Source organism: Sphingobacterium sp. NGMCC 1.201703 (genome assembly GCF_047784615.1).
Classification (GTDB): Bacteria; Bacteroidota; Bacteroidia; order Sphingobacteriales; family Sphingobacteriaceae; genus Sphingobacterium.
Map to the genome: position 1 here is coordinate 116,067 of NZ_JBLOHD010000006.1, position 20,517 is coordinate 136,583.

19 protein-coding genes are annotated in these 20,517 nt (G+C 34.2%); 2 read left to right on the forward strand and 17 right to left on the reverse strand.

From position 1 onward, the window contains the following. Positions 1-30: 30 nt before the first annotated feature. Together ACK8HY_RS14080 and ACK8HY_RS14085 are read right to left on the reverse strand one after the other, a co-directional pair. Positions 31-2,442: a GumC family protein gene (locus tag ACK8HY_RS14080; RefSeq protein WP_416134002.1), complete on the reverse strand. Its 2,412-nt coding sequence runs from the start codon at positions 2,440-2,442 to the stop codon at positions 31-33. An 8-nt stretch (positions 2,443-2,450) separates the two neighbouring features. Next, on the reverse strand, positions 2,451-3,179 hold the full coding sequence (locus ACK8HY_RS14085; protein WP_416134003.1) for a polysaccharide biosynthesis/export family protein: 729 nt from the start codon (positions 3,177-3,179) through the stop codon (positions 2,451-2,453). Between the two features lie 401 nt (positions 3,180-3,580). Here ACK8HY_RS14085 and ACK8HY_RS14090 point away from each other — a divergent pair, with 401 nt between their 5' ends. Both ACK8HY_RS14090 and ACK8HY_RS14095 read left to right on the forward strand, forming a co-directional pair. Next, a complete protein-coding gene (locus ACK8HY_RS14090; RefSeq protein ID WP_416134004.1) occupies positions 3,581-4,657 on the forward strand; it encodes a hypothetical protein in 1,077 nt (358 codons plus the stop codon). A 119-nt stretch (positions 4,658-4,776) separates the two neighbouring features. Continuing rightward, positions 4,777-5,880, forward strand: a complete 1,104-nt coding sequence (locus tag ACK8HY_RS14095) for a nucleotidyltransferase family protein (RefSeq protein WP_416134005.1) — start codon at positions 4,777-4,779, stop codon at positions 5,878-5,880. A 41-nt stretch (positions 5,881-5,921) separates the two neighbouring features. On the opposite strand, the gene ACK8HY_RS14100 is transcribed toward ACK8HY_RS14095, so the two are convergent. From ACK8HY_RS14100 to ACK8HY_RS14170, 15 genes are all read right to left on the reverse strand, one after another. Beyond that, a complete protein-coding gene (locus ACK8HY_RS14100) occupies positions 5,922-7,058 on the reverse strand; it encodes a DegT/DnrJ/EryC1/StrS family aminotransferase (RefSeq protein WP_416134006.1) in 1,137 nt (378 codons plus the stop codon). A 17-nt stretch (positions 7,059-7,075) separates the two neighbouring features. Then, the gene (locus ACK8HY_RS14105; RefSeq protein ID WP_416134007.1) at positions 7,076-7,666 is read right to left on the reverse strand and encodes an acetyltransferase; all 591 of its coding nucleotides are present in this window, start codon (positions 7,664-7,666) and stop codon (positions 7,076-7,078) included. Between the two features lie 6 nt (positions 7,667-7,672). Beyond that, positions 7,673-8,278 carry a sugar transferase gene (locus ACK8HY_RS14110; protein ID WP_416134008.1) on the reverse strand — a complete coding sequence of 202 codons (606 nt, stop codon included), beginning with the start codon at positions 8,276-8,278 and terminating at the stop codon, positions 7,673-7,675. Then, entirely contained in the window at positions 8,271-9,365 is a 1,095-nt protein-coding gene (locus tag ACK8HY_RS14115; RefSeq protein ID WP_416134009.1) for a glycosyltransferase family 4 protein, read from the reverse strand. The genes ACK8HY_RS14110 and ACK8HY_RS14115 overlap by 8 nt, the downstream gene beginning before the upstream one ends. An 85-nt stretch (positions 9,366-9,450) precedes the next feature. After that, a complete protein-coding gene (locus ACK8HY_RS14120) occupies positions 9,451-10,509 on the reverse strand; it encodes an EpsG family protein (protein ID WP_416134010.1) in 1,059 nt (352 codons plus the stop codon). 1 nt (position 10,510) lies between these two features. Then, positions 10,511-11,515: a right-handed parallel beta-helix repeat-containing protein gene (locus tag ACK8HY_RS14125; protein ID WP_416134011.1), complete on the reverse strand. Its 1,005-nt coding sequence runs from the start codon at positions 11,513-11,515 to the stop codon at positions 10,511-10,513. Between the two features lie 106 nt (positions 11,516-11,621). Continuing rightward, positions 11,622-12,707: a glycosyltransferase gene (locus ACK8HY_RS14130; RefSeq protein WP_416134012.1), complete on the reverse strand. Its 1,086-nt coding sequence runs from the start codon at positions 12,705-12,707 to the stop codon at positions 11,622-11,624. Next, a complete protein-coding gene (locus tag ACK8HY_RS14135; RefSeq protein ID WP_416134013.1) occupies positions 12,708-13,808 on the reverse strand; it encodes a glycosyltransferase family 4 protein in 1,101 nt (366 codons plus the stop codon). 10 nt (positions 13,809-13,818) lie between these two features. Then, on the reverse strand, positions 13,819-14,955 hold the full coding sequence (locus tag ACK8HY_RS14140; protein WP_416134014.1) for a hypothetical protein: 1,137 nt from the start codon (positions 14,953-14,955) through the stop codon (positions 13,819-13,821). Further along, entirely contained in the window at positions 14,936-16,351 is a 1,416-nt protein-coding gene (locus ACK8HY_RS14145; RefSeq protein ID WP_416134015.1) for a lipopolysaccharide biosynthesis protein, read from the reverse strand. The genes ACK8HY_RS14140 and ACK8HY_RS14145 overlap by 20 nt, the downstream gene beginning before the upstream one ends. Beyond that, entirely contained in the window at positions 16,344-16,976 is a 633-nt protein-coding gene (locus ACK8HY_RS14150; protein ID WP_416134016.1) for an SGNH/GDSL hydrolase family protein, read from the reverse strand. Before ACK8HY_RS14150 ends, ACK8HY_RS14145 begins: the two co-directional genes overlap by 8 nt. 11 nt (positions 16,977-16,987) lie before the next feature. Beyond that, positions 16,988-17,416: a YhcH/YjgK/YiaL family protein gene (locus ACK8HY_RS14155; protein ID WP_416134017.1), complete on the reverse strand. Its 429-nt coding sequence runs from the start codon at positions 17,414-17,416 to the stop codon at positions 16,988-16,990. Beyond that, positions 17,413-18,213 (reverse strand): cytidylyltransferase domain-containing protein, encoded by an 801-nt coding sequence (locus ACK8HY_RS14160; RefSeq protein WP_416134018.1) that lies wholly within the window; start codon positions 18,211-18,213, stop codon positions 17,413-17,415. The genes ACK8HY_RS14155 and ACK8HY_RS14160 overlap by 4 nt, the downstream gene beginning before the upstream one ends. A gap of 1 nt (position 18,214) precedes the next feature. Further along, on the reverse strand, positions 18,215-19,282 hold the full coding sequence (locus tag ACK8HY_RS14165) for an N-acetylneuraminate synthase family protein (RefSeq protein ID WP_416134019.1): 1,068 nt from the start codon (positions 19,280-19,282) through the stop codon (positions 18,215-18,217). 65 nt (positions 19,283-19,347) lie between these two features. Next, on the reverse strand, positions 19,348-20,517 hold the full coding sequence (locus ACK8HY_RS14170; protein ID WP_416134020.1) for a sialidase family protein: 1,170 nt from the start codon (positions 20,515-20,517) through the stop codon (positions 19,348-19,350).

Below are 20,517 nucleotides of genomic sequence, written 5' to 3' on the forward strand. Positions count from 1 at the left end.
AACCTGGGCCTCAATAAACAGCAAAGTTTATTATTTTATATTCAAACGATCTTTGATATCCTGCCAAGTCTTAGCAATACCGGTTTTCTTTTTATTCCCCTTATCTCCATAACCATAACCGTAGCCATAACCGTAACCATATCCACGAGCAAAGTCTACGTCATTTACTACAGCAGCGACATTTTTCAATTTACCTTCCACATAAAGTTCACGTGGTACTTGTAGAAGGCGTTTGTCCAGATAATTGACACGGGAAACATATAACGTCAAATCTGCATTATGCGCAATCAATAAGGTATCTGTTACTAAACTTACTGGAGCAGTATCTACTAAAATATAATCATAGTGGTCACGGGCGTACTTAATTACATCATCAAAATGACCATTCATTAATAATTCTGCTGGATTAGGTGCGATATACCCTGAATAGACAACATCGAAATCATAATTTCCTGGTTTTTTGATAATAATATTATCAACATCCATATCAGGGTTAATCAAAAATTGTGTAATGCCAACATTGGTATGCTGAAGGTGAGATAATCCCAAATAGTCTAATACTTTGGGACTGCGAATATCTGCACCAATGAGAAGTACCCTCTTTCCAGACATTGACAATATCTGAGCGAGGTTCGTTGTTACAAAAGATTTTCCTTCGCCCGAGATTGTAGAAGTAACAAAAACAACTTTTGATGTGTCCTTCTGATCAGCACCGAACATGAAGTTCATATTAGTTCGTAAAATACGGAAGGCCTCAGCAAGAGAGGAGCGATCATTTAAATGTACAATTGTATCCTCAGCCGTAGGGATTTCGCCGAGTACAGGAACTTTAACAATTTCCTCAATGTCTTTACGCGAGTGAATTTTATTATCCAATAAAAATTTCAAATATAAGATACCAAATGGAATTGCAAACCCTAATATTAAGGCTCCCAAAAGTACAATAGATTTACGCGGAGAAACAGGCAATCCATTACCGTAGGCAGCATCAATAATTTTCAAATTGTCAGGGGTTGCAGCAGCTTTGACCTCACTCTCTTCACGCTTTTGCAAAAGCAATAGGTATAGTGATTCAACAATCTGTTGCTGGCGAGAGATTTTCTTAAACCCTTGTTCTTGATTTGGTATAGAACTAATGCGCCCCCTTATCTCGTTGGATTTCTGCTGAATACTGCTTAACGCCAATTGCGTAACTTTTCTATAGTTTTGAAGAGATTGTCGAATATTTTTATCGTTTTCAATAATACTTTCATTTAGTGCAATTACCGCTGGGTTTTGTTCGGAGGCTGATTTCAACAAGTCATCTCTTTCCAATACGAGTTGATTATATTTTGCAATAGAGCTTGTAATCGACGCATCCTGCAAACCAATATTAGATGGTAAAAGTTTTCCTACCTCTTGTTTCTTTAGATAATCATTCATATGATCTACAAGCTGTAATTGAGTACGATACTCTAGTACTTTTTTATCATTATCTGAAGCATTATTTAAGAAGACTCCTGCCTCGGTTGCCATATCCACCATAGCATTTGCGGATTTAAACTCAGCGGCCTGTTCATCAGCCCCAGATAAATCTTTGGATATCAACATCAGACGTTTGTTAATAAACTCAGAGGTTGCACGTGTCATCCGCAGCTTATCATTTGTCAAATCATTATTATAGGTTTCGATCAAAGAATTTATAATCAGCTCAGCTTTTTTTCCAAGCGGAGATAACATAGAGAAATTAACAACATATGATTGCATTTCCTTACTCGGCGAAATATTAATAGCAGCTAGATTACCGTCAACCGCCCAATCTTTCGGTATTACATTAATAAGGTATTCTGTATCTGGATCGATTTTAATCTTGTTATTATTTCCTTTTCTAAATATTACACTATAACGTCCTATTTTTACCAATGTATCAAATCCGGCCATTATATGCTCGCCAGAAAACGAGTTCGTAATCTTTAATTGCTTTCCATCAATAGAATTCACTCGGACACTAATTTTCGTAGTGTCTTGATTTCCTTGAGGCTCAATAATGAATGGCATATCTTTCTCCATTACTTCAGAAGAAGTAATTTTTCCTTTAGTCGAATAGATAATATTCAAGTGATTAAGATCTACGACCTTACGCATCAGCCTACGTGAATACAAAACCTCTATTTGATCAGTAACGAAAGCAGCTCTGCTCCCACCAAACCCCATCGAACTACTTAATTCAGTAATACCGGCAAGCTCCCCAGCTGAAGCACTACGTTCATCCTTAAGCAAGATTTTTGCAGTAGTGCTATATGTTTTTTGTGCATATCTTAGATAAACAATTGCTATGCCTATTGATAAAATTACTGATATCACAAACCATTTCCAATAAAAGGCATATTGTTCAAAAGCTTGTCTCAGGTTAATTTCTTCTTCTTCTTGATTTTCTTTAATTTTTATAGGATGTTTTTCCATGAAATTTATTATCGAGTCAACACTGAAATTACGGTAATTAATAAGCTTGCTATCGATACAATAATATTGGTATTTGCACCAAGCTTCGAACTATTGATCTGTGCCTTATTCGGTTCAACATAAACGACATCATTTTGAACCAAATAATAATATGGAGAATTCAATGTACTTTGTTCAGTCAAATCCAAGTAATGTATTGTTTTCTTCCCCTCTACTTCACGGATTAACATTACATTTTTACGAACACCTCTTAAAGTCATATCGCCAGCCATACCTAACGCTTCCAATACTGTTACTCGTTCGCTCGGCAAAATGAATGATCCAGGGCGAGACACCTCTCCCAAAACTGAAATCCGAAAATTGTTATAATTTATGTTTACTCCTGGGTCTTTGATGTATTTACTAAGCTCTGTTCTCAATTTTTCTATCGCCTGCGTGCGTGTTAGGCCTGCAACGTGAAATTTACCTAACATGGGCAAGGTAATATCACCCTGGTCATTAACCGTATACGTTGGACGAAGAGCCATGTCGGTTTGCTGCGTAAAACTGCCTGTTGTCATCGAACTTACGGGATTAAATGGGGCAGTAACTTTTGGGTCAGCAGCTGTAACAACTATGGTTAAGATATCATTAATTTGAATCTTTGGGACATACTGCTCATATAGCGTTGTAATCTGGCTAGAATCCTGTTGAAGGTAGACCATGCTCTTGCGTGAGCCACAAGAGCTAAACATCATTAACATTACAACAAATAAAGCTAATGATATATTATACTTTAAAAATAATCGCATGCGCTATTTAATATTATAAATTGACTTAGTATTTCAATTGACAAAAATATGTTTTTTTTTCTTCAAACCTAACTTTAAAAAGCTCTATTTAAAAACGATTTATGGCAACCGCCTCACACAAGCAAGATTTATGCCTAAATCTTATGAAGATATAAAATATATCAAAGATCATGCATGAAGGTGCTTCAAATCAGAGTTCTATTTTTCCTATCCACTAACTTAGAATAGCTTATATTTTCAAGCTACTTTTAAAAAAACATTAAATAGCTTTTTTAGAGTTAAAATTCCTTTGTATTATAGGAACAGATTATATAATTTTATACCTGAAAAGTATTACCCTATTAAAAATGAAAAGTAAATTTTGCCTATTGGTATTTTGCATGCTTATTCTAGTAATTAGCTCATGTACGAAAAGTAAGGACGAAAACAAAAAAAATGAGCAACCTCCATTACCACAAGTGAGTAGGCAAGATACTATAGGGAGTACTACGGATACAATCACCTATATCAATAATTCTCCAAATGCAAATGAACCATTAAATTTTAATAATTATTTGAATAATACAGAGAATATTCATCCCAAAGTTCTCTATTTTGAAAAAGGCTGGAAAGGGTATAAATTTTGGATGGCATACACACCTTATCCTAAAGGGGAGGTTAACAGCGAAAATCCCTGTATTGCCGTAAGCCAAGATGGTATAAACTGGACGGTGCCCAATAATTTTAAATCAAATCCTTTAGATCTCTCTTTTGAAAACGGGTACAACAGTGATACACACCTAGTTTACAGGAAAGACCTTGATATTTTAGAGTGCTGGTATAGACCCTATAATGCAAAATTAGCAAAAAATGCGATATATAAGAGAGTTACTAATGATGGAATAAACTGGCAAGCCAAAGAAGTTATTTTTGATTTTAACGGAGTGCAGATGCTCAGTCCTGCGATTAATTTCGAGAATGGGAAATATAAAATTTGGTATTGTTATGATGGTCAGATCCGATATATAGAATCGTTAGACGATTCTGGTAAAAAATGGCCAAAACATTTTCGAATATTGAATTTTGACTGGTCAAAGTTTTATCCTTGGCATATGGATGTAATTAAGACAGAACAAGGATACGAGATGATTGTTTGTGCTTGGGACAAATCAATTAAGGGGGCAAACAATAATACCGCTGATTTATTTTATTGTGCAACAAATGAAAGTCACGAGATCACAAAAAATCCTTTTCCTATTCTTAAAAGAAATACAAATGAAAAAGCATTTGATTCTAGATCAATTTACAGAGCATCCTTTATAAAAGTAAAAAGCAAATATTATATATATTATTCTGCTATTTCAAATGATTGGACAAGATCTATGGCTCTTTCTTTTGGCAGTGATTTGGAAAATCTGCATGGATATGTACGGAAAGTTAAATAAAAATAATTTTTATTTGAAAAACCCACTCCAAATTTATAGTTAACTTCGAATAGAAAGGTCAATTTCCATCGCTTTATTTTTATAAATTACTATATTTGGGTTAATTTTTCAATTTATTAATGGACAATCAACTCCGAAATATTTTTTTTCAACTTTTGCGTATCGGCCTTTGGGGTAAAGGAAAACTTCTTATAACAAATCCTTTGAAGGAAAGCGATTGGAACCAAATATTCGCGTGGGCAATTCCGCATACGGTAGAAGGAATCATTTACGATAGCTTTGCTTTATTAGAAGAAGACCAACTACCTCCTCAATCTTTAAGGCTAAAATGGACAGTCCGAGTAGATCAAATTGAACGTCATAATATTCAGATGAATCAAGTAATTGCTTCGCAATACAACGCTTTTACAAGGATTGGTATACAACCAATATTACAAAAAGGACAGGGTGTTGCACAATTCTATCTTAATCCCTTACATCGAATTTGTGGAGACATTGATTGGCATTTCGAGGATAATGGATATGCTACCGCACGTAATTTTATAAAAGAAAAAGGTATCACTGTAGAAGATACCAAAAGCTTTAGCCTACATTATAACTACAATAATCAATTTATTGAGCATCACAAGCAGCTCTTTGATCTGCGAAATCCTCTGATACAACCTTACTTACGTAATATCGCTAAGCACTACCGTGAAAAACAGGGCATCTTGAAAATTGAAGATGTATCAGTAAGGATATTAGCTCCCGAATTACAACTTTTTCAAGTCAATTCGCATATTCTAAAACACTTGATCACCTTCGGGATGGGATTGAGGCAATTTTGCGATTCGGCAAGATTGTATGCTCATTACAATAATCAAATCGATTCGGACGCATTAAAGAAGATTTATCAAAAAACTGGAATCTTAAAATGGTCCCATTTACTCCACCGGATTCTAGTAGATACTATTGGACTGCCTAAATCATATCTCCCATTCGCATATCCTAAACAGACGGATTCATCTTGGATGTTGGAGGAGATATGGTTTGGTGGTAATTTTGGCTACTATGATGAACGTTATGCAGACGGGAAAATAAACAGTACAGTATCTGTACATCCTGATGGTGCTAAAAGACTTTGGCGAAATTTTAAGCGCTATCTGCCCTATGCCCCACAAGAAACGATCTTCTTCCCGATTATGCATTTCTATTCCAAATTTCTCGGAATAGACAGAGATTAATAAAAAAGAGCTTTTAATTTTCATTAAAAGCTCTTTTTTAATTATTTACCAAAAACTTGTTCAATCTTGGTGCGAATTCGTTCTTTCTCCGCGTCCGTCAAGTTTGAGCCTGAAGGCAAACAAAGTCCTGTATCAAACAATTTTTCAGCTACATTACTTCCATAATATGGGGAATTCTCAAATACAGGTTGCAAATGCATCGGTTTCCACAGGGGACGCGATTCAATATTATCTTCTAATAGAGCAAGACGCAGATCTTCACGTGAAATCCCAGTTATAGTTTCATCCATTGTTATCGCAGCTAACCAATGATTAGAATAAAAATCTTCACTAGGTTCCGTTAAAACTTTGATGCCATCAATATTTGCAAATAAATCTGAGTAGAACTTTGTCATATCACGACGAGCTTCAATACGATTTGATAATACTTCCATTTGGCCTCTTCCTATACCGGCACAAATATTAGACATTCTATAGTTATAACCAATATGCGAATGCTGATAATGAGGTGCATTGTCACGCGCTTGCGTGGATAGGAATACCGCTTTGTCTTTATCTTCTTTTGTGTGGCATACCAAAGCTCCGCCACCTGAAGTTGTGATAATTTTATTACCATTAAAGCTTAATACACCAAAACGGCCAAAAGTCCCACATGCTTTTCCTTTGTAAGAAGATCCTAATGCCTCAGCCGCATCCTCAATTACTGGGATATCAAATTCCTTGGCCACAGCCAATATTTCATCCATTTTTGCCGGCATACCATAAAGATGGACCACAATAATTGCCTTTGGCTTCTTACCATTGGCAAAACGATCACGTATTGCTTCTTTCAAAGCAATCGGACACATATTCCAGGTATCGGCTTCAGAGTCTACAAATACTGGTGTCGCTCCCTGATAGGCAATCGGATTAGCCGAGGCGGAAAATGTCATTGACTGGCAGATCACTTCATCACCATAATTTACGTTACATTCAATCAAGGCTAGGTGCAAAGCAGCAGTTCCAGCGGAAAGCGCCGCTACCTGAACATCCGAATTTAAAAAATTTTCCAAATCCTCTTCAAAGCCATTGACATTGGGTCCTAAAGGTGCCACCCAATTATGATCAAATGCTTCATGGATGTATTTTAATTCGTTTCCCCCCATGTGAGGAGAAGATAGCCATATTTTATCTGACATAGTGTTAAAAATTAACGTTACTTCTTTATTATTCTTCCAGGATTACCTACTACTGTACATCCATCTGGTATATCTCTAATAATCACAGCACCAGCTCCTATCTTGACCCATTTTCCAATCGTTATCCCTTGGATTATACAAGCTCCAATACCAACATGCGTTCCTTCTCCCACACGTACATTTCCAGCCAGTGCTACGTTTGGGGATAAATGTACAAAATTTTCGATAATACAATCGTGATCTATGGAGGCATTAGTATTGACAATACAATGTTGACCAATATTCACGTCCACATTAATCGTTGCACCAGCCATTACTACTGTACCATTTCCTAAAATACAACGGCTAGAAATATTAGCCCCTGGATGTATTAAGCTTGGATAAGTAAATGAACGGGCCTCATTTACTATTCTTTTCCTAACTTCATTATTCCCAATAGCAATAATTGCTTCAACCGGTCCCTCCGGATTTCTATGAAAAACGGTATATCCCAATAATGACGATTTACTCAAATCGGTATCGATAAAGCCTTCTATTTTTAGGTTATTACGTTCAGCAATTTCTGCTATTACTTTTCCATGGCCACTTGCTCCAAACAAATACATCATTAAAAATTAGTTGTTTCCATTAAACGGTTCTATTGTAACATGTCCGTCGGCAGAAATTCCCTCTCTTTTAAATACTTTTTTAAATGTTGTAAAAAACACCTTTAAATCAGTAAGAAAGGAAACATGGTCGACATACCATACATCAAGCTCAAATTTCTTGGTCCACGAGATCGCATTTCTCCCATTGACCTGCGCCCATCCTGTTATGCCAGGCCTTACTTCATGGCGACGTCGCTGCTTATCATCGTATAAAGGTAGGTATTGAATTAAAAGTGGCCTAGGTCCTATAATCGCCATATCGCCTTTTAGTACATTTATTAGCTGAGGGATCTCATCAAGCGATGTCTTTCTCACAAAAGCTCCGATAGGTGTTAACCGTTCGGCATCAGAAAGGAGATTACCATTCGCATCTTTTTTATCATTCATTGTCTTAAATTTGATGATTTTAAAGATGTGCTCGTTTAAGCCTGGACGAGGTTGAAAGAAAAATGGCTCGCCATCATTCGCAAAATAAAGTCCTATGGTCACAACAATAAAAATAGGACTAAGGATAATCAACCCTATAAGTGCAATAAAAAAATCGAAGAGCCTTTTAAAAAAATGCCTATACATTGTCTAGTCCTTTATCTTTTAATAAGGTTTTATATTCAGCCAATAGGGCATCCCAAACCACCTGTTGTTCATAACGTTCGGTTATCATTCTTCTAGCATTTGCTTTCATCTGTGTATAAAGCTCCTTATTCGTTATCATCATTTCCATTGCATTCTTAATTGCAGCCACATTCTTAACAGGAATGATTGCTCCATTTTTTCCTTCAATGATGATTTCATTACAGCCATTTATATCAGACACGATTGCCGGAAGTTCCATTGCTCCAGCTTGCATAACCACATTTGGGAAGCCTTCTCGATAGCTTGGAAATACCAATGCATGAGAAAGGGCAAAATAGGGGCGGACGTCTTTTTGAAAACCCACAGAGATAATATTCTTGTTCTCATCGATCAGTTTTAGTGTATCATTATCCAGAGGATCGAGATCACTTTCCAAAGGCCCGACTAATAATAGTTTTACCGCTGGATAATTTAATTGACAAAAACTCTTTACAAGCTCGTTGATTCCTTTGTCACCAACAAGCCGCCCAACGAATACAAACACAAAATCTTTATGGCCAATACCTAATTCGCTTTTTAATAACCTCTGTTGTTCCTCAGATATAATTTCTTTTGAGAATAGAGATGTATTAATACCATTCGATGAACCATTAGCAATTAATTTTAATTTATTCAAAGACGTATATTTATTGGAGACGATAAAATCAAATAATCCTTTTGAATTGGGATATACTTTAGTGGCTGACGCGTAAGTAAGCCTTTCAACGAAATCCAAAAGTCGACGTTTTATACCTTTTGATTCCATTAATGGCAAACCGGCAACAGTATGTAACCTAATTGGGACGCCGGCTAACTTGGCTCCTAACATTCCGACAATACCTGCTTTTGGGGTGTGAGAATGCACAATGATAGGTCTCTCTTTTTTGCATAATTTATAAAATTTCCAAAGTGAAATGAAATCCTTTATAGGAGAAATCTGTCTAGTCATGTCTAATGCGATGGTTACTATTCCTTCATCATGCGTAATATCTAATAATTCAGGACCATTGGAAGATATTCCATATACATCAAATCCATTTTTGGACATGAAGGAATGTTGCCCTTTAAGTAGTGTTTTTAATGAAATGGGAACCGTAGTTATACGAAAAAGCGACGCCATAGTTATTATTTGCCTAAAAGAATTTAGTGTCTGAAAAAATATAGTGGTGGAATGTTTCTAAAGAAACATTTAGAAATCCCTCGAATGCACCATTAAAATATAAGTAAAAATTAATCGCGAGAACAAACCCAAAAAAGAATAAGTCTCTAACCCGAAATCTTTCGGTAAGAGATATCGCAATAAAGGGAATCACTATCCCAATCATTCTACCAACAATAGGAGTTAAAAAATAACCGGTTAAGTATATAACTAATCCAATTATTGCGAGATCAAAAATACGCTGGCTGGTATCCGTTTTATTTGTGCTTCTTTTAAAAATTAATAAATATCCTAAAATAATTGCCCACATTAAGAATGCCCCACCACTACCACTGGCACCGCTTTCCTCTAAACTTTGTAGATTTTGCTTCGTTTCGATAGATTTTGAAATAGTGAAAAAAACAGAGAAAAAAAGAAATCCAAAACCAGTGAATATTGAAATTTTTTTTGCGAATGATTTGATTTTTAGTTTTTCATTCAATATCCAATAAACAATATAGAAAAGTGTAATAATATAAAAAGAATTATGAATAAGACTACAAATAAAGAAAAGGAGAAAAATTAAATATTTTTTTTGAATAACAGGAAATAAAAATAAAAGCAATGCTGTTCCTATTCCTTGTCTTATAGTCACTAATTGCATCCCTAGATACTGAGTTTGAATGAACAGGAAAAACAACACAACAACTCCCAAGAGAAAGCTCCTAGTCCTAAAAAATGAAAAAAAAGCAGTAGCAAAAGTTATAAAAAAGACAAAGGTATTAATTGTTCTTACCGGATCACCAAAAAGCAGCAAAAATCCTTGATTTAATAAAAGAAACAAAGGTTCCTTAAACAAAAATGATTTCGACGAAAACACCTGTGCAATCAGGAGAGAAGGAGTAGAGGCATAAATTAAATAATTATCCCTATCTCTAAAAATAGAGTGCGGCAAATCCCATAGCCAATTTGCATACATTGCTGATAGCATTAAGATGCCAAACAATTTAATCCAAAACAAAAATCTTCTTTTGCTGTAGAATTTATCAGTCATCTTACTTGCTCAGAATTAAATTTTTGGAAGTTCCTTGCATTTTAAAACCCGTTTTTACCTTGGGAGACACTTCTATATTCATATTATCTAGATCAGATTTGTCAAAAATCCGAAAATGAACCCTATTGTTTCGACCTTCAATATTCCTAAAGACAAGTCTCCCTTTTAGACTTTCTTTTGAAAGCCTTCCTGGTGCCATATTCATAATACCAATTGCTCCTTTAGAATAATTGTCAAGATGAGTATCGACAACAATCCCCACAGAATCGCTTCCTCCATTTAACTTGTTTAGACAATAAAAGATCCCCTGACTATTATTATTAAAGGTGTAGACGTTTTTAATAGTAATATTCTTTAAAACTTCATTATTAGCATTAGGTTCGAAGTCGATGCCTGCTTGAGGCGCAGTTCCATTGGTATTGGAGACAACCATATTTTGGATTGTTAGACCATTCGCACTAATCACAGATATCCCATTCCTTCTATTATTGTCTATCAGACCATACTTTAATGAAATGTTACTATTAGTAATTCCAAGAGATTGCCCTATATAAACACCATCTCCCCAACAATCTGAGATGTTGGCATTAGTTATTACTATATTTCTTGACGACTTAATAGAGATACCCATTCCCCATTCTCCTAAGTTACCTCTGTGATTCTTCCTGTCACCAATAATCGTCGGAGAAAAAATTACAATATCACTCTTCCTATGTATCCTAATTAATTCATAATTTGCTTTAGCAGAAGGTGACAACAAAAGTTTTGAGCTATTCTCAAAGATGACGGTAGTTTGCGAGGGAATATCTAAGCCGATGTCATTAATTAGAATAGGAAAATTCGGCATTATAACCTTTCTATTTTCATTCAAAGCTTTCTGCAAATAATTCGTGTAATCCACTGTACCGTTTTTCACATAGCCTTTTGGAAGATATTTTGTAATGTCAACGAACTTTCCCGATCTTAAAAGTCTATTTTTCTCAGAACTTTTGTTGAAATTATTCACAAAATCCGGTTTATTTCCAATCTGTCTATATGTAAAGCTCTGACAGCAAGCTAAAGAGACCGTTAAACTAAGGCAAATTAATGCAAAAAAACGGGTTATTAAAAACTTAATCCTCATCACTTAATTTTTTATATATTTTCAAATATTTATCTACCATGTTTTGAATTGAAAAATCTTCTGCTCTTCTACTACATCGAAAAGCTATCTCCAGATAATATTCACTATTTCCCAATAAACGGCTTATTTGTTCACAAAGCTGATTCGAATTTCCTTTTTCAAACAATAATCCATAGTTCTGCACAATTTCTCGAAGTCCATCAACATCTGAAGCTATTACAGGTTTTCCTGCCGCCATTCCCTCTACGATAGCGAGTCCGAATCCCTCGTATATTGATGAAAGGATAACAACATCAGAAATGTTCAAAAGGTCAGGTATATCAAATCTGTTTCCCAGGAATTTTACTCTCGAAGTTAAATTAAGTTTCAATACCTGTTCTTCCCGACTTTTTTTTAACGGTCCATCCCCTACTAACAGAAGTTTAACATGCGGAGGCAATTTTAACAAAGCATTAATTAGCGTTTCTTGATCTTTTTGTGGACGAAAGCTTGACACCTGTATCAAGATAAAATCGTCTTGTTGAAAAAAATCAGATTTCGCTAAAATTCCTCGATTTTTAAACTTCTCAACATCTATGCCATTATTAATAATTTCTGTCTTGTGTTTTACATCTACAAAAGAAGTTAAGCTATCAAAAGTACCTGTAGAAATACAGCCTATAAAGGCTAACTTTGAATATACAAATTTCTCAATATTTTTTAATATTCCATAGTTCCTTCTTCTATTGTTTGTGCTATGTTCTGTAAACACAATAGGCCGCGAAGAAAAACTAATTATTTTGGCAAAAACGACCCAATATAATACTGGAAATAAATGGGCATGAATAACATTATATTTTTTTAGATATTTTGCAAGTTTGAGAATCAAAAGAGGATTGTATACAGATTTTTTCGTCAAGGCAATCACATTACCGGATATTTTCTGACTTAATTGGTCCCGAAAAGCAGTTTTTGAGTCCTTCAAAACAAGTACATCTACATCCAACCCCATATTTTCATATATAGGTACACTCTCCAAAATCAATTTTTCAGCTCCTCCCGTTTCCAACGAGGTAATTATCTGTAATACCTTCATTTATATTCCTGATATTAGATCATTCCATTTCTTATTTACTGCTGAAGGAGTGAATCGCTCTAGCTCTGTCTTTGCAAACTGACTCATGGTTATACGTTTTGAAGTATCTGTTGACATCATAAGAAGTCCATTCACAAATTCGGACTGTCTACCATCATCAATTAAGATACCAGACTCTTCAGTGATAACCTCGGCTGGTCCAGTTAAACAATTATAAGCAATTATTGGCAGACCAAAGGACTGTGCTTCTATTAATGTCATTGGTAGTCCTTCAAAACGTGAGGTCATAGCCAAAAAACTGGCGTTTTCATAAAATGCCTTTACATTGGGTGTATTTGAGATCCACTCAACCGATTGACTTATCTTTAACTTCTCAGCTTGTTCTTTAAGCTTAGATTCATCGGAACCACTCCCTATAATTTGTAATTTCCAATCTGAAGCGGGGCTACGCTGTATAAATTCGCTCCAAATATCTAACAATCTATCAAAACCCTTTTGATAGGTCAGCCTTCCCACAGCAATAACATTTCGGGATAATTCATTATATTTCTGATTCGAAACGGAGAATGGAGAGGGATTACTAATGCTAATCATTTTGGCCTTTACATTCAATTTATCCTTCCATAATTGGATATCTTTCTGTGTTAGTACAATAATTACATCTGCAAAATTTGCAGCAAATTTTCTCAAGTATGTTCTTAACTTCCTATTAAGGCTAACAGTAAAATTGAAATGCTCCCAAACAAAAAGTTTTATTTTCGACAAACCCATTTTTTTAGCTAAGAAAATAGGCATCAAAAAAAGAATTGACATTATTTCCACTGCAACTAAAATATCTATCTGATATTTCTTCAAAGCAGTCTTTAACCTCTTACTTAAGCTAAAATATTCCCTTTTACAATTTTCAATCTCCAGATAAATGATAGAAACATTTTGATTAATTTCGAAAAAAGGATTCTCAGACTCTTTGTTTGTCACAATCACAAAGACGTTATGTTTTGAAGACATCGCTAATTCGTTAGCGACAGCGATGCAAGATCGCTCCGTCCCCCCAGATCTTTTAAAATCACCTAAATAAAATGCTATATTCTTATTTTCCATTTGTCTATATTCATTTAATCAGTTCTATAAAACTATCTTTGATTATTTCATAATTAGATCTTGTATCATCCGAGCCCTTTAAATATACTTCGTTTAAAAAAGATTCATACTTCTTTTTATCTACATTTCGCAACTCTAAACTATCCAGATTGTCTTCAACACTAACCAAACTTGAACCAAGGCTTTCACACGCTCGAACCATTCGTCGATAGTAAACTGCAAGCTTTTTTGTTAAACGCATCTCTTCAAAATATACATATAGTAGAGGTTTTAATTCTAAAAGGGCATAACAAATAGATAAACTTCCATGTGTTATTACTAAATCAGCATCTTTCACTAATTCAGCCGTGAGGTTCTTTATAACGACTCTATCTCCAAACTCTTTACTATAATTAGCCTTAGGATGACTTGCGATAACAATAGGCATTTTAAAGCGTCGTTCTAATTGATCAAAAAAAGAACACAGTTTTTTAAAATAGACATTTTCATCAATTGTATCTATTCGTAACCGTTTGAAATCTGGGTGGCTTGAAAACATAATATCCAAGAATACCATATATGAGCCATGAAATGGGGGTAGGTTATTTTTCCCCTTTTGTTTTCTATATTCTTCTACATCAAAAAAGTCTAACGATACTGTATTCGTATTGTTCTCACTGCCCAAACGCCCTGTAACAAAAAGCAAATCTGGTTGCGCATATTTCGCCTGATTTAAGAATAACAATTGAAATTTATCCCAAATTATCTTAGGATTCAAAATTTTCAATAGCTTCTTTCTCAGCGTAATTCGATCTCCTAAAATGGCCGTTGGGTTATGGTAATAATTTAAGCGGGCCCATTTTATCCCCTTTTCTCGTATTTTTTTGAATAGTTTATCTGTTCCACTTCTAAAAAAAACTTCTAGAATGATCATTGTATTTTTATGATCAAGCTTTTCAACTTCCTCTAACAGGGTCCTATAGTCTTCAAATACCCTTACATATTCTTTTTCTTCTTTGAAAGCATATACAACATGCTTAGTATAGAATAGAGTCCCACTCACATCCCAATATTCAACTTCCACCTTATCTTGTAGAAATTCATCAATATAGTAATGAGAAATTTTTCTCTGAGAAAAAGGTTCGTGATCAATTATTACTATTTTCATACTTTTTGTAACATAAATATATTCCTACCAGCCCTGCAAGCAAAAGCATGGCGGCGATCCCCACCTTAAAGATTAAATCAAATTCCACCGCATAATATACAAAGAGAGTGAGTAAGACTGTTATTCCTAGCCAATAGAGAGGGTGGTGGTTTGTGCCCCCGCTCTCCTTAAACTCCTTTATAAAAAAGCCGGAATATCCCATATACATAAACGATATATAAAGTGTTACCGCAGCTGCCATACTGCCAAATAAATAAATAAATATAAGATTCATTAGAATACTAATAGCTGCTGCTGTAGTTGTAACTTTTAGAAGTGCCTTGGTTTTTTCCACATAAAAAAGTCTATTATTGGCAGCCACATACATTGGTCTATAATTATATGCCATAATAATAACAAGCGCAATTGGATATATATCCTCTAAGCCTTTACTTTTAATAATTAAAGGTAGTAGCTCTTTCAAAAAAAGGCAAAGTACTGATGTAAGTGCCAAAAATGTTATCGTAACGATAAAATTCAACTTCTTTTCTGTTACTTTATCATTTGTCTTGTAAGCATGTAGCAATAAGGGGCTCAGCGCTTGATTAGCCGCATAAGTTGCTGAAGCTAATAGATTACCAGGAACTTGAGCTGCATTATACTTTCCGATAGCCGTCACTGGTACGCCTAAAAATTTCATAATTACCTTATCAAAACTTGTTAAAAGATAATTACTATAATAATGTGGAATTGTCGGTAAACAAATTTTTAATTGCTTTATCAGCGTCTTACGCTTAAAATTATAAATGGGTTTAATTCCGATCTGGTAATTCAAGGGGATAAAATAACTAAATTGGTAAAATAATTGAGCAATAGCATTAGCCCAAAACCAACCCATATACCCCATTTTTAAATATTTAATAAAGTAAACATTTAAAATAACTGTCAGTATTCCTATCAGAACACTTCGAAAAGCTATCTGAAATGGCTTCTGCTTTAACTGATAATATAGATTACCAATAGCTGTAGAAGGAGCAAATAATATGACTGGAATAACATTTAACAAAAGAATAGCAATAGTATTGTCTTTCGCTTCTACAGGAATAAAGAAGAATACAATGATTGCCAATAATACCGCATAAATATAATTCCAAATATTTAGAAAACCATATACTTGCCTCCAAAGCCATTTATATTGTTGTGGCGACCGCGTAAAACTATTCGCTAAAACGATATTCAGTCCAAGTGTAGATAAAACTGAAATAGCACCAACTACCGCTGTTATTAAACCAAACACCCCATAATCCTGTGGAGAGAGAAAAGGTGTAATAATAGGTAAAGCTAACAATTGAGCAACTTTAACCATCTGCGGAGCCAAACCATATATCAAGGTATGAGAAAATAGTTTTTTAAGCATTTATGTTATTTAAAATTTTTTTCTCAATTTGTCTATGCCCAAACTCATTTAAATGGTGATGATCTGTCATTATTCCTCTTCTATCAAAATCCTCAACGCTGATAAATAAACCATATGTACTTAATATTTTATTATACTGACTTATCCTTTTGGAAACGCCTGGAAGAATTTTCTCATATTTCTCCCCGGCATCTAATATCCCTAATACAAATACTGGCGTTCGGTCAAAACTTTCACATATTTTCCGAATATTGTTAGAAAATTCGATAGGGCCTACATAGTTAATTTTACGCAAACGCTTAATACTTTTTCTGTTTAACGCTTTAATTAAAATACGTCCAAGGATTCCCATTTTTCTTGCAATCGACAACTCCAATTTGGTCATAAACCTTGGAGCACAATCAACTATCCCAACTTGTAAGATGACTATATCCGGGTTAAAACTTTTATGATATAAAACTTGAGACAGCAGATCAACACTAGTACCTCCGCCGAATGAAACTTGGTGTATTGTGAACCCTTTTCCTTTCAATAATTCTGGCCATGTATTCTCATAAGAACACACCTCCGGCTGTGATCTCGGCAAAGCTAGTGAATCTGACAGAATTAATATTCGCTTACTCATTTCTATTTAAACTAAAATCGTAGTTTATAGACTTTCTTTTTTACTTCGTTCGAAGAGCCGACTTGTATAGAAGTTTTATGCACTTCATTTGGAAAAAGCAGCAAAAAATACCCCTCCTTCAAATGTATACTATGTTTTCCTTTTCCTTTAAACAACTCATAATCTTCCTCGTAATCTTGAGTAGACTCCATTTCACTGATATCATTCAGGTGAATAATCTCTTCTCCTTGGAGAATTACATGTATGTCAAGATATTTTCGATGCGCCTCCCAAAGACCAGCATTTTCATCTACCGTTGAGTAGGAAAGTCCTATTCCAAACTTATTGTCCTCCTCAATTTCAAATCTTCCTTTTTGAAATTCGTTATTATTTAAATCATCCAATATAAATTGAAAATCAAATCCATAACGTTGAATATTATCTAATTTATCAAAAATCATGATTTATATATTTCTCCTTTTAATTTTAAAATTGCTTCTTCATTTTTCTTATAAAACGTATCGATCCTCTCCAATATTTGTGGATCAACCCCTTTTTGTACGCAATGAGCGTTAATTTTCAAAAATGACGGATTTTCCTTCAAAAGTTGGATTACACTCTCTAAACTTGGGAGGGAGCGATATGGAAAATTTGAAAATATCTTCGTCATTAATTGGAAATCTTCAGGGTAATCGTTTGTAAGTCGAAGATTTTGAATGTTCAAATCATTACTTGCTTGTAATTTAACAACATTAAATATATCTGGTCTATTAATTAACGGCCCCCAAATCTCAGTGTCAATCTCTTGCTTTATTTTACATACAAGTTTTAGTGCTTTTGTGCTTAGCCCATACACCGCACATCCAACAGGTAATCCCTCAATATTCACAAAATCAGCATGATTATTTAACATTGAGTCTATTACTCTACTAGCAAAATCTATCGAAAAAATTGGATTTTCGCCTGTTATACTTACTATATAATCAAGGCTAAAAAAATCAGCACATTCTTTCAGCCTTTCTAACACATCCTCTTCTGATCCCAAATAATAATAAATATCATTACTTTTTGCCACTTCAACAAGCGGACGGTCTTGCGAATTAACAGAAGTACAAAGTACTATATTATCAACATTAGGGACTTTTTTAGCTCTATTAATTACATGCTCAATTATCGAATATCCGTTTAGGTCTTTTAACAACTTAAAAGGTAACCTTGTTGACTTAAGCCTCGCTGTAATAAGCAATCCTACTTTCATATTAGTCTTTATTTATAAAAAATTGATCAAAATTGGCACTTTTAAATTGGTACTCTACATTATCATAAGTAATAAGTTCATCTACCTCTATATCTCTTTTGGCAACACCATCAATTATTTTAAAAATATCATTTTGGCGAATCATTGAAGAAATCTCGGTTCTTTTATAAGCTAAATCCTCTAATCGAATATGCTTTCCTTTGTTAATTTTATGTCGAGCAACAAGTGCTTTTTTCATAGGCCCTGTATTGCCATAATTCAATTCCGCTATAGAAAATTGCAATGTGCTTTCTCCTATTGTTTTTAGCAAAGAGTTACCTAAAGCAATAATTTCTTCCATTTTTTTTATGGAAACTGCAGCTTGGGCATCTATCCGTTTTTCACCATAAACATGGGTTACATGTTTTTCAAAAACGCGTACTCCATATGAAAGAGGGAAGGTACTAACAATCGCATTAAGATCATCTAAAGGATCAGTATGGTCAGCATATCCAATAGGTAAATTGAAGGCTTCCCGCATCAAGTTAATTCTACTAAAATTAATATCTTCATAACTAGTTGGGTAGTTTTGAAAACCATGCATCAATAAAATATCTGACTTGCCGTTGTTTTTTAGATAATCTACAGCAAATTGAATCTCATCAAAAGTAGAGCCCCCAATACCTAAAATTACTGTCTTCTTAAAATTACAAGCTTCTTGTAATAAGAATAAATCATTCAATCCTGTAGAATGTAACTCTATTGCTGCAATATTCCTTTCGTTCTGTATACTGTTAATATATTTCAAAGAACTAACATCATTAGTTAATGCGACAATATCCTTCCCTCCTTCTAAGACCTGTTCAAAAATATCTTCCCAGTTTTTTTCACTAATACTAATTCGTCTAATTACATCGATTGCAGAATGCCCTTTCACCATGTAATCGTCAACATCGAATAGCAAGTGGAATTTAATTGCTTGTATATCGAGTTTTAGTAGGTGACCAACCAACTCTTTTAAAAAAGTGACATCGCCTTCATGATGAAAAGCAGTCTCAGCTATATAATAATTTTTTTCTAGTTTAAACATTATCATTAATTTAAAACAAAAATACAAATACACCTAATAATGATGTAATTACCTAACACCCTAGCCTATTTAAACGAACAGATTTTTACTTTGAATTTTCCTGTCTTATTATTTCGTTCGTTATATACCAAATAAATTCGGTTATCCAATTTTTTAAGGGCAACATATGCATAGTCATATAAACTAGTTTTGGATTCGATATCTCTAATCTTTTGCCAAGTATAACCATTATCATAACTTATTCCCATCGTTAAAGGGCTCCGATTTGCTCCATGACTGGGAGCATTAACATTTGTATTATTCCATACCATAAAAACCGCTTTTCTTTCCTTATCATATAAAAGGGTCTGTGGAGAAGAAGGAGAAATAATATCACTATTTTCATATTTCCACGTTACTCCGTTGTCTTTTGTCCGAGCAAAAAGAATTTTCCCGTTGTCAGTTCTAATATTCATTAACCACTCCGCTGGATTTGAAAGCGAAATTAACCCTGGCTCTAATAAACTTAAATTTGCAGAAAGAGCCTTTGATTTATTCCAAGTCTTCCCAAGATCTTCTGAATAATAATAAAATAATTTTAGTTCGTTGTTCGATAAACTATAATTGGAAATATCACCTGACTGTGGATACGAAAGAGGAATAATAATTCTATTATTTATATATTGGACTCTTGCATTATTTAGAATTTGATATCCGACATTGGTTCTTGACACTACTTGTGGATTCGTCCATGTTGTACAACCGTCAAATGACTCCTGTGAGTATATATCAATTCGGCTTGTACTGTATTTTACCAGATAAAAGATAAATATATGTTTGTCTGAAATTTTGACAAATGAAGGAGCGCTAACATTTATTGCATCCTCAAAACCTGTAACCAATGGTCTAAAATTACTCCAAGTCTCTCCATCATCCATACTTTCTGCAATTGTCAAATAGCCTTTATGATGGTCTTGAATATTGTTTTCACTATGTTGAGATATTATAAATAGCTTATTATTTACATCAATTATATCCGCATAAGCGAAATTTTCGTTTGGCTTCTCAGAGTTATAAAGATAAAACTTACTACTAAAAATGAGAGAAATAGAACTCTGCCCTTCTAATCTAATAGTTTTATCAGAAAAAGTTGGAGTCTCAACCTCAAGATCAATCGCAAAATTCTCCTTCTTTTTACAACCTCCAAATAACAGAAGCATATTGAAAGTAAGGAACAAATAAAGTGCGGTCTTCAT

Bases quoted from the DNA above. Each gene is read 5' to 3' on its own strand.
- ACK8HY_RS14080 (WP_416134002.1), bottom strand. From the start codon at position 2,442: ATGGAAAAACATCCTATAAAAATTAAAGAAAATCAAGAAGAAGAAGAA.
- ACK8HY_RS14085 (WP_416134003.1), bottom strand. From the start codon at position 3,179: ATGATGTTTAGCTCTTGTGGCTCACGCAAGAGCATGGTCTACCTTCAA.
- ACK8HY_RS14090 (WP_416134004.1), top strand. From the start codon at position 3,581: ATGAAAAGTAAATTTTGCCTATTGGTATTTTGCATGCTTATTCTAGTA.
- ACK8HY_RS14095 (WP_416134005.1), top strand. From the start codon at position 4,777: ATGGACAATCAACTCCGAAATATTTTTTTTCAACTTTTGCGTATCGGC.
- ACK8HY_RS14100 (WP_416134006.1), bottom strand. From the start codon at position 7,058: ATGTCAGATAAAATATGGCTATCTTCTCCTCACATGGGGGGAAACGAA.
- ACK8HY_RS14105 (WP_416134007.1), bottom strand. From the start codon at position 7,666: ATGATGTATTTGTTTGGAGCAAGTGGCCATGGAAAAGTAATAGCAGAA.
- ACK8HY_RS14110 (WP_416134008.1), bottom strand. From the start codon at position 8,278: ATGTATAGGCATTTTTTTAAAAGGCTCTTCGATTTTTTTATTGCACTT.
- ACK8HY_RS14115 (WP_416134009.1), bottom strand. From the start codon at position 9,365: ATGTCCAAAAATGGATTTGATGTATATGGAATATCTTCCAATGGTCCT.
- ACK8HY_RS14120 (WP_416134010.1), bottom strand. From the start codon at position 10,509: ATGACTGATAAATTCTACAGCAAAAGAAGATTTTTGTTTTGGATTAAA.
- ACK8HY_RS14130 (WP_416134012.1), bottom strand. From the start codon at position 12,707: ATGAAGGTATTACAGATAATTACCTCGTTGGAAACGGGAGGAGCTGAA.
- ACK8HY_RS14135 (WP_416134013.1), bottom strand. From the start codon at position 13,808: ATGGAAAATAAGAATATAGCATTTTATTTAGGTGATTTTAAAAGATCT.
- ACK8HY_RS14140 (WP_416134014.1), bottom strand. From the start codon at position 14,955: ATGAAAATAGTAATAATTGATCACGAACCTTTTTCTCAGAGAAAAATT.
- ACK8HY_RS14145 (WP_416134015.1), bottom strand. From the start codon at position 16,351: ATGCTTAAAAAACTATTTTCTCATACCTTGATATATGGTTTGGCTCCG.
- ACK8HY_RS14150 (WP_416134016.1), bottom strand. From the start codon at position 16,976: ATGAGTAAGCGAATATTAATTCTGTCAGATTCACTAGCTTTGCCGAGA.
- ACK8HY_RS14155 (WP_416134017.1), bottom strand. From the start codon at position 17,416: ATGATTTTTGATAAATTAGATAATATTCAACGTTATGGATTTGATTTT.
- ACK8HY_RS14160 (WP_416134018.1), bottom strand. From the start codon at position 18,213: ATGAAAGTAGGATTGCTTATTACAGCGAGGCTTAAGTCAACAAGGTTA.
- ACK8HY_RS14165 (WP_416134019.1), bottom strand. From the start codon at position 19,282: ATGTTTAAACTAGAAAAAAATTATTATATAGCTGAGACTGCTTTTCAT.
- ACK8HY_RS14170 (WP_416134020.1), bottom strand. From the start codon at position 20,517: ATGAAGACCGCACTTTATTTGTTCCTTACTTTCAATATGCTTCTGTTA.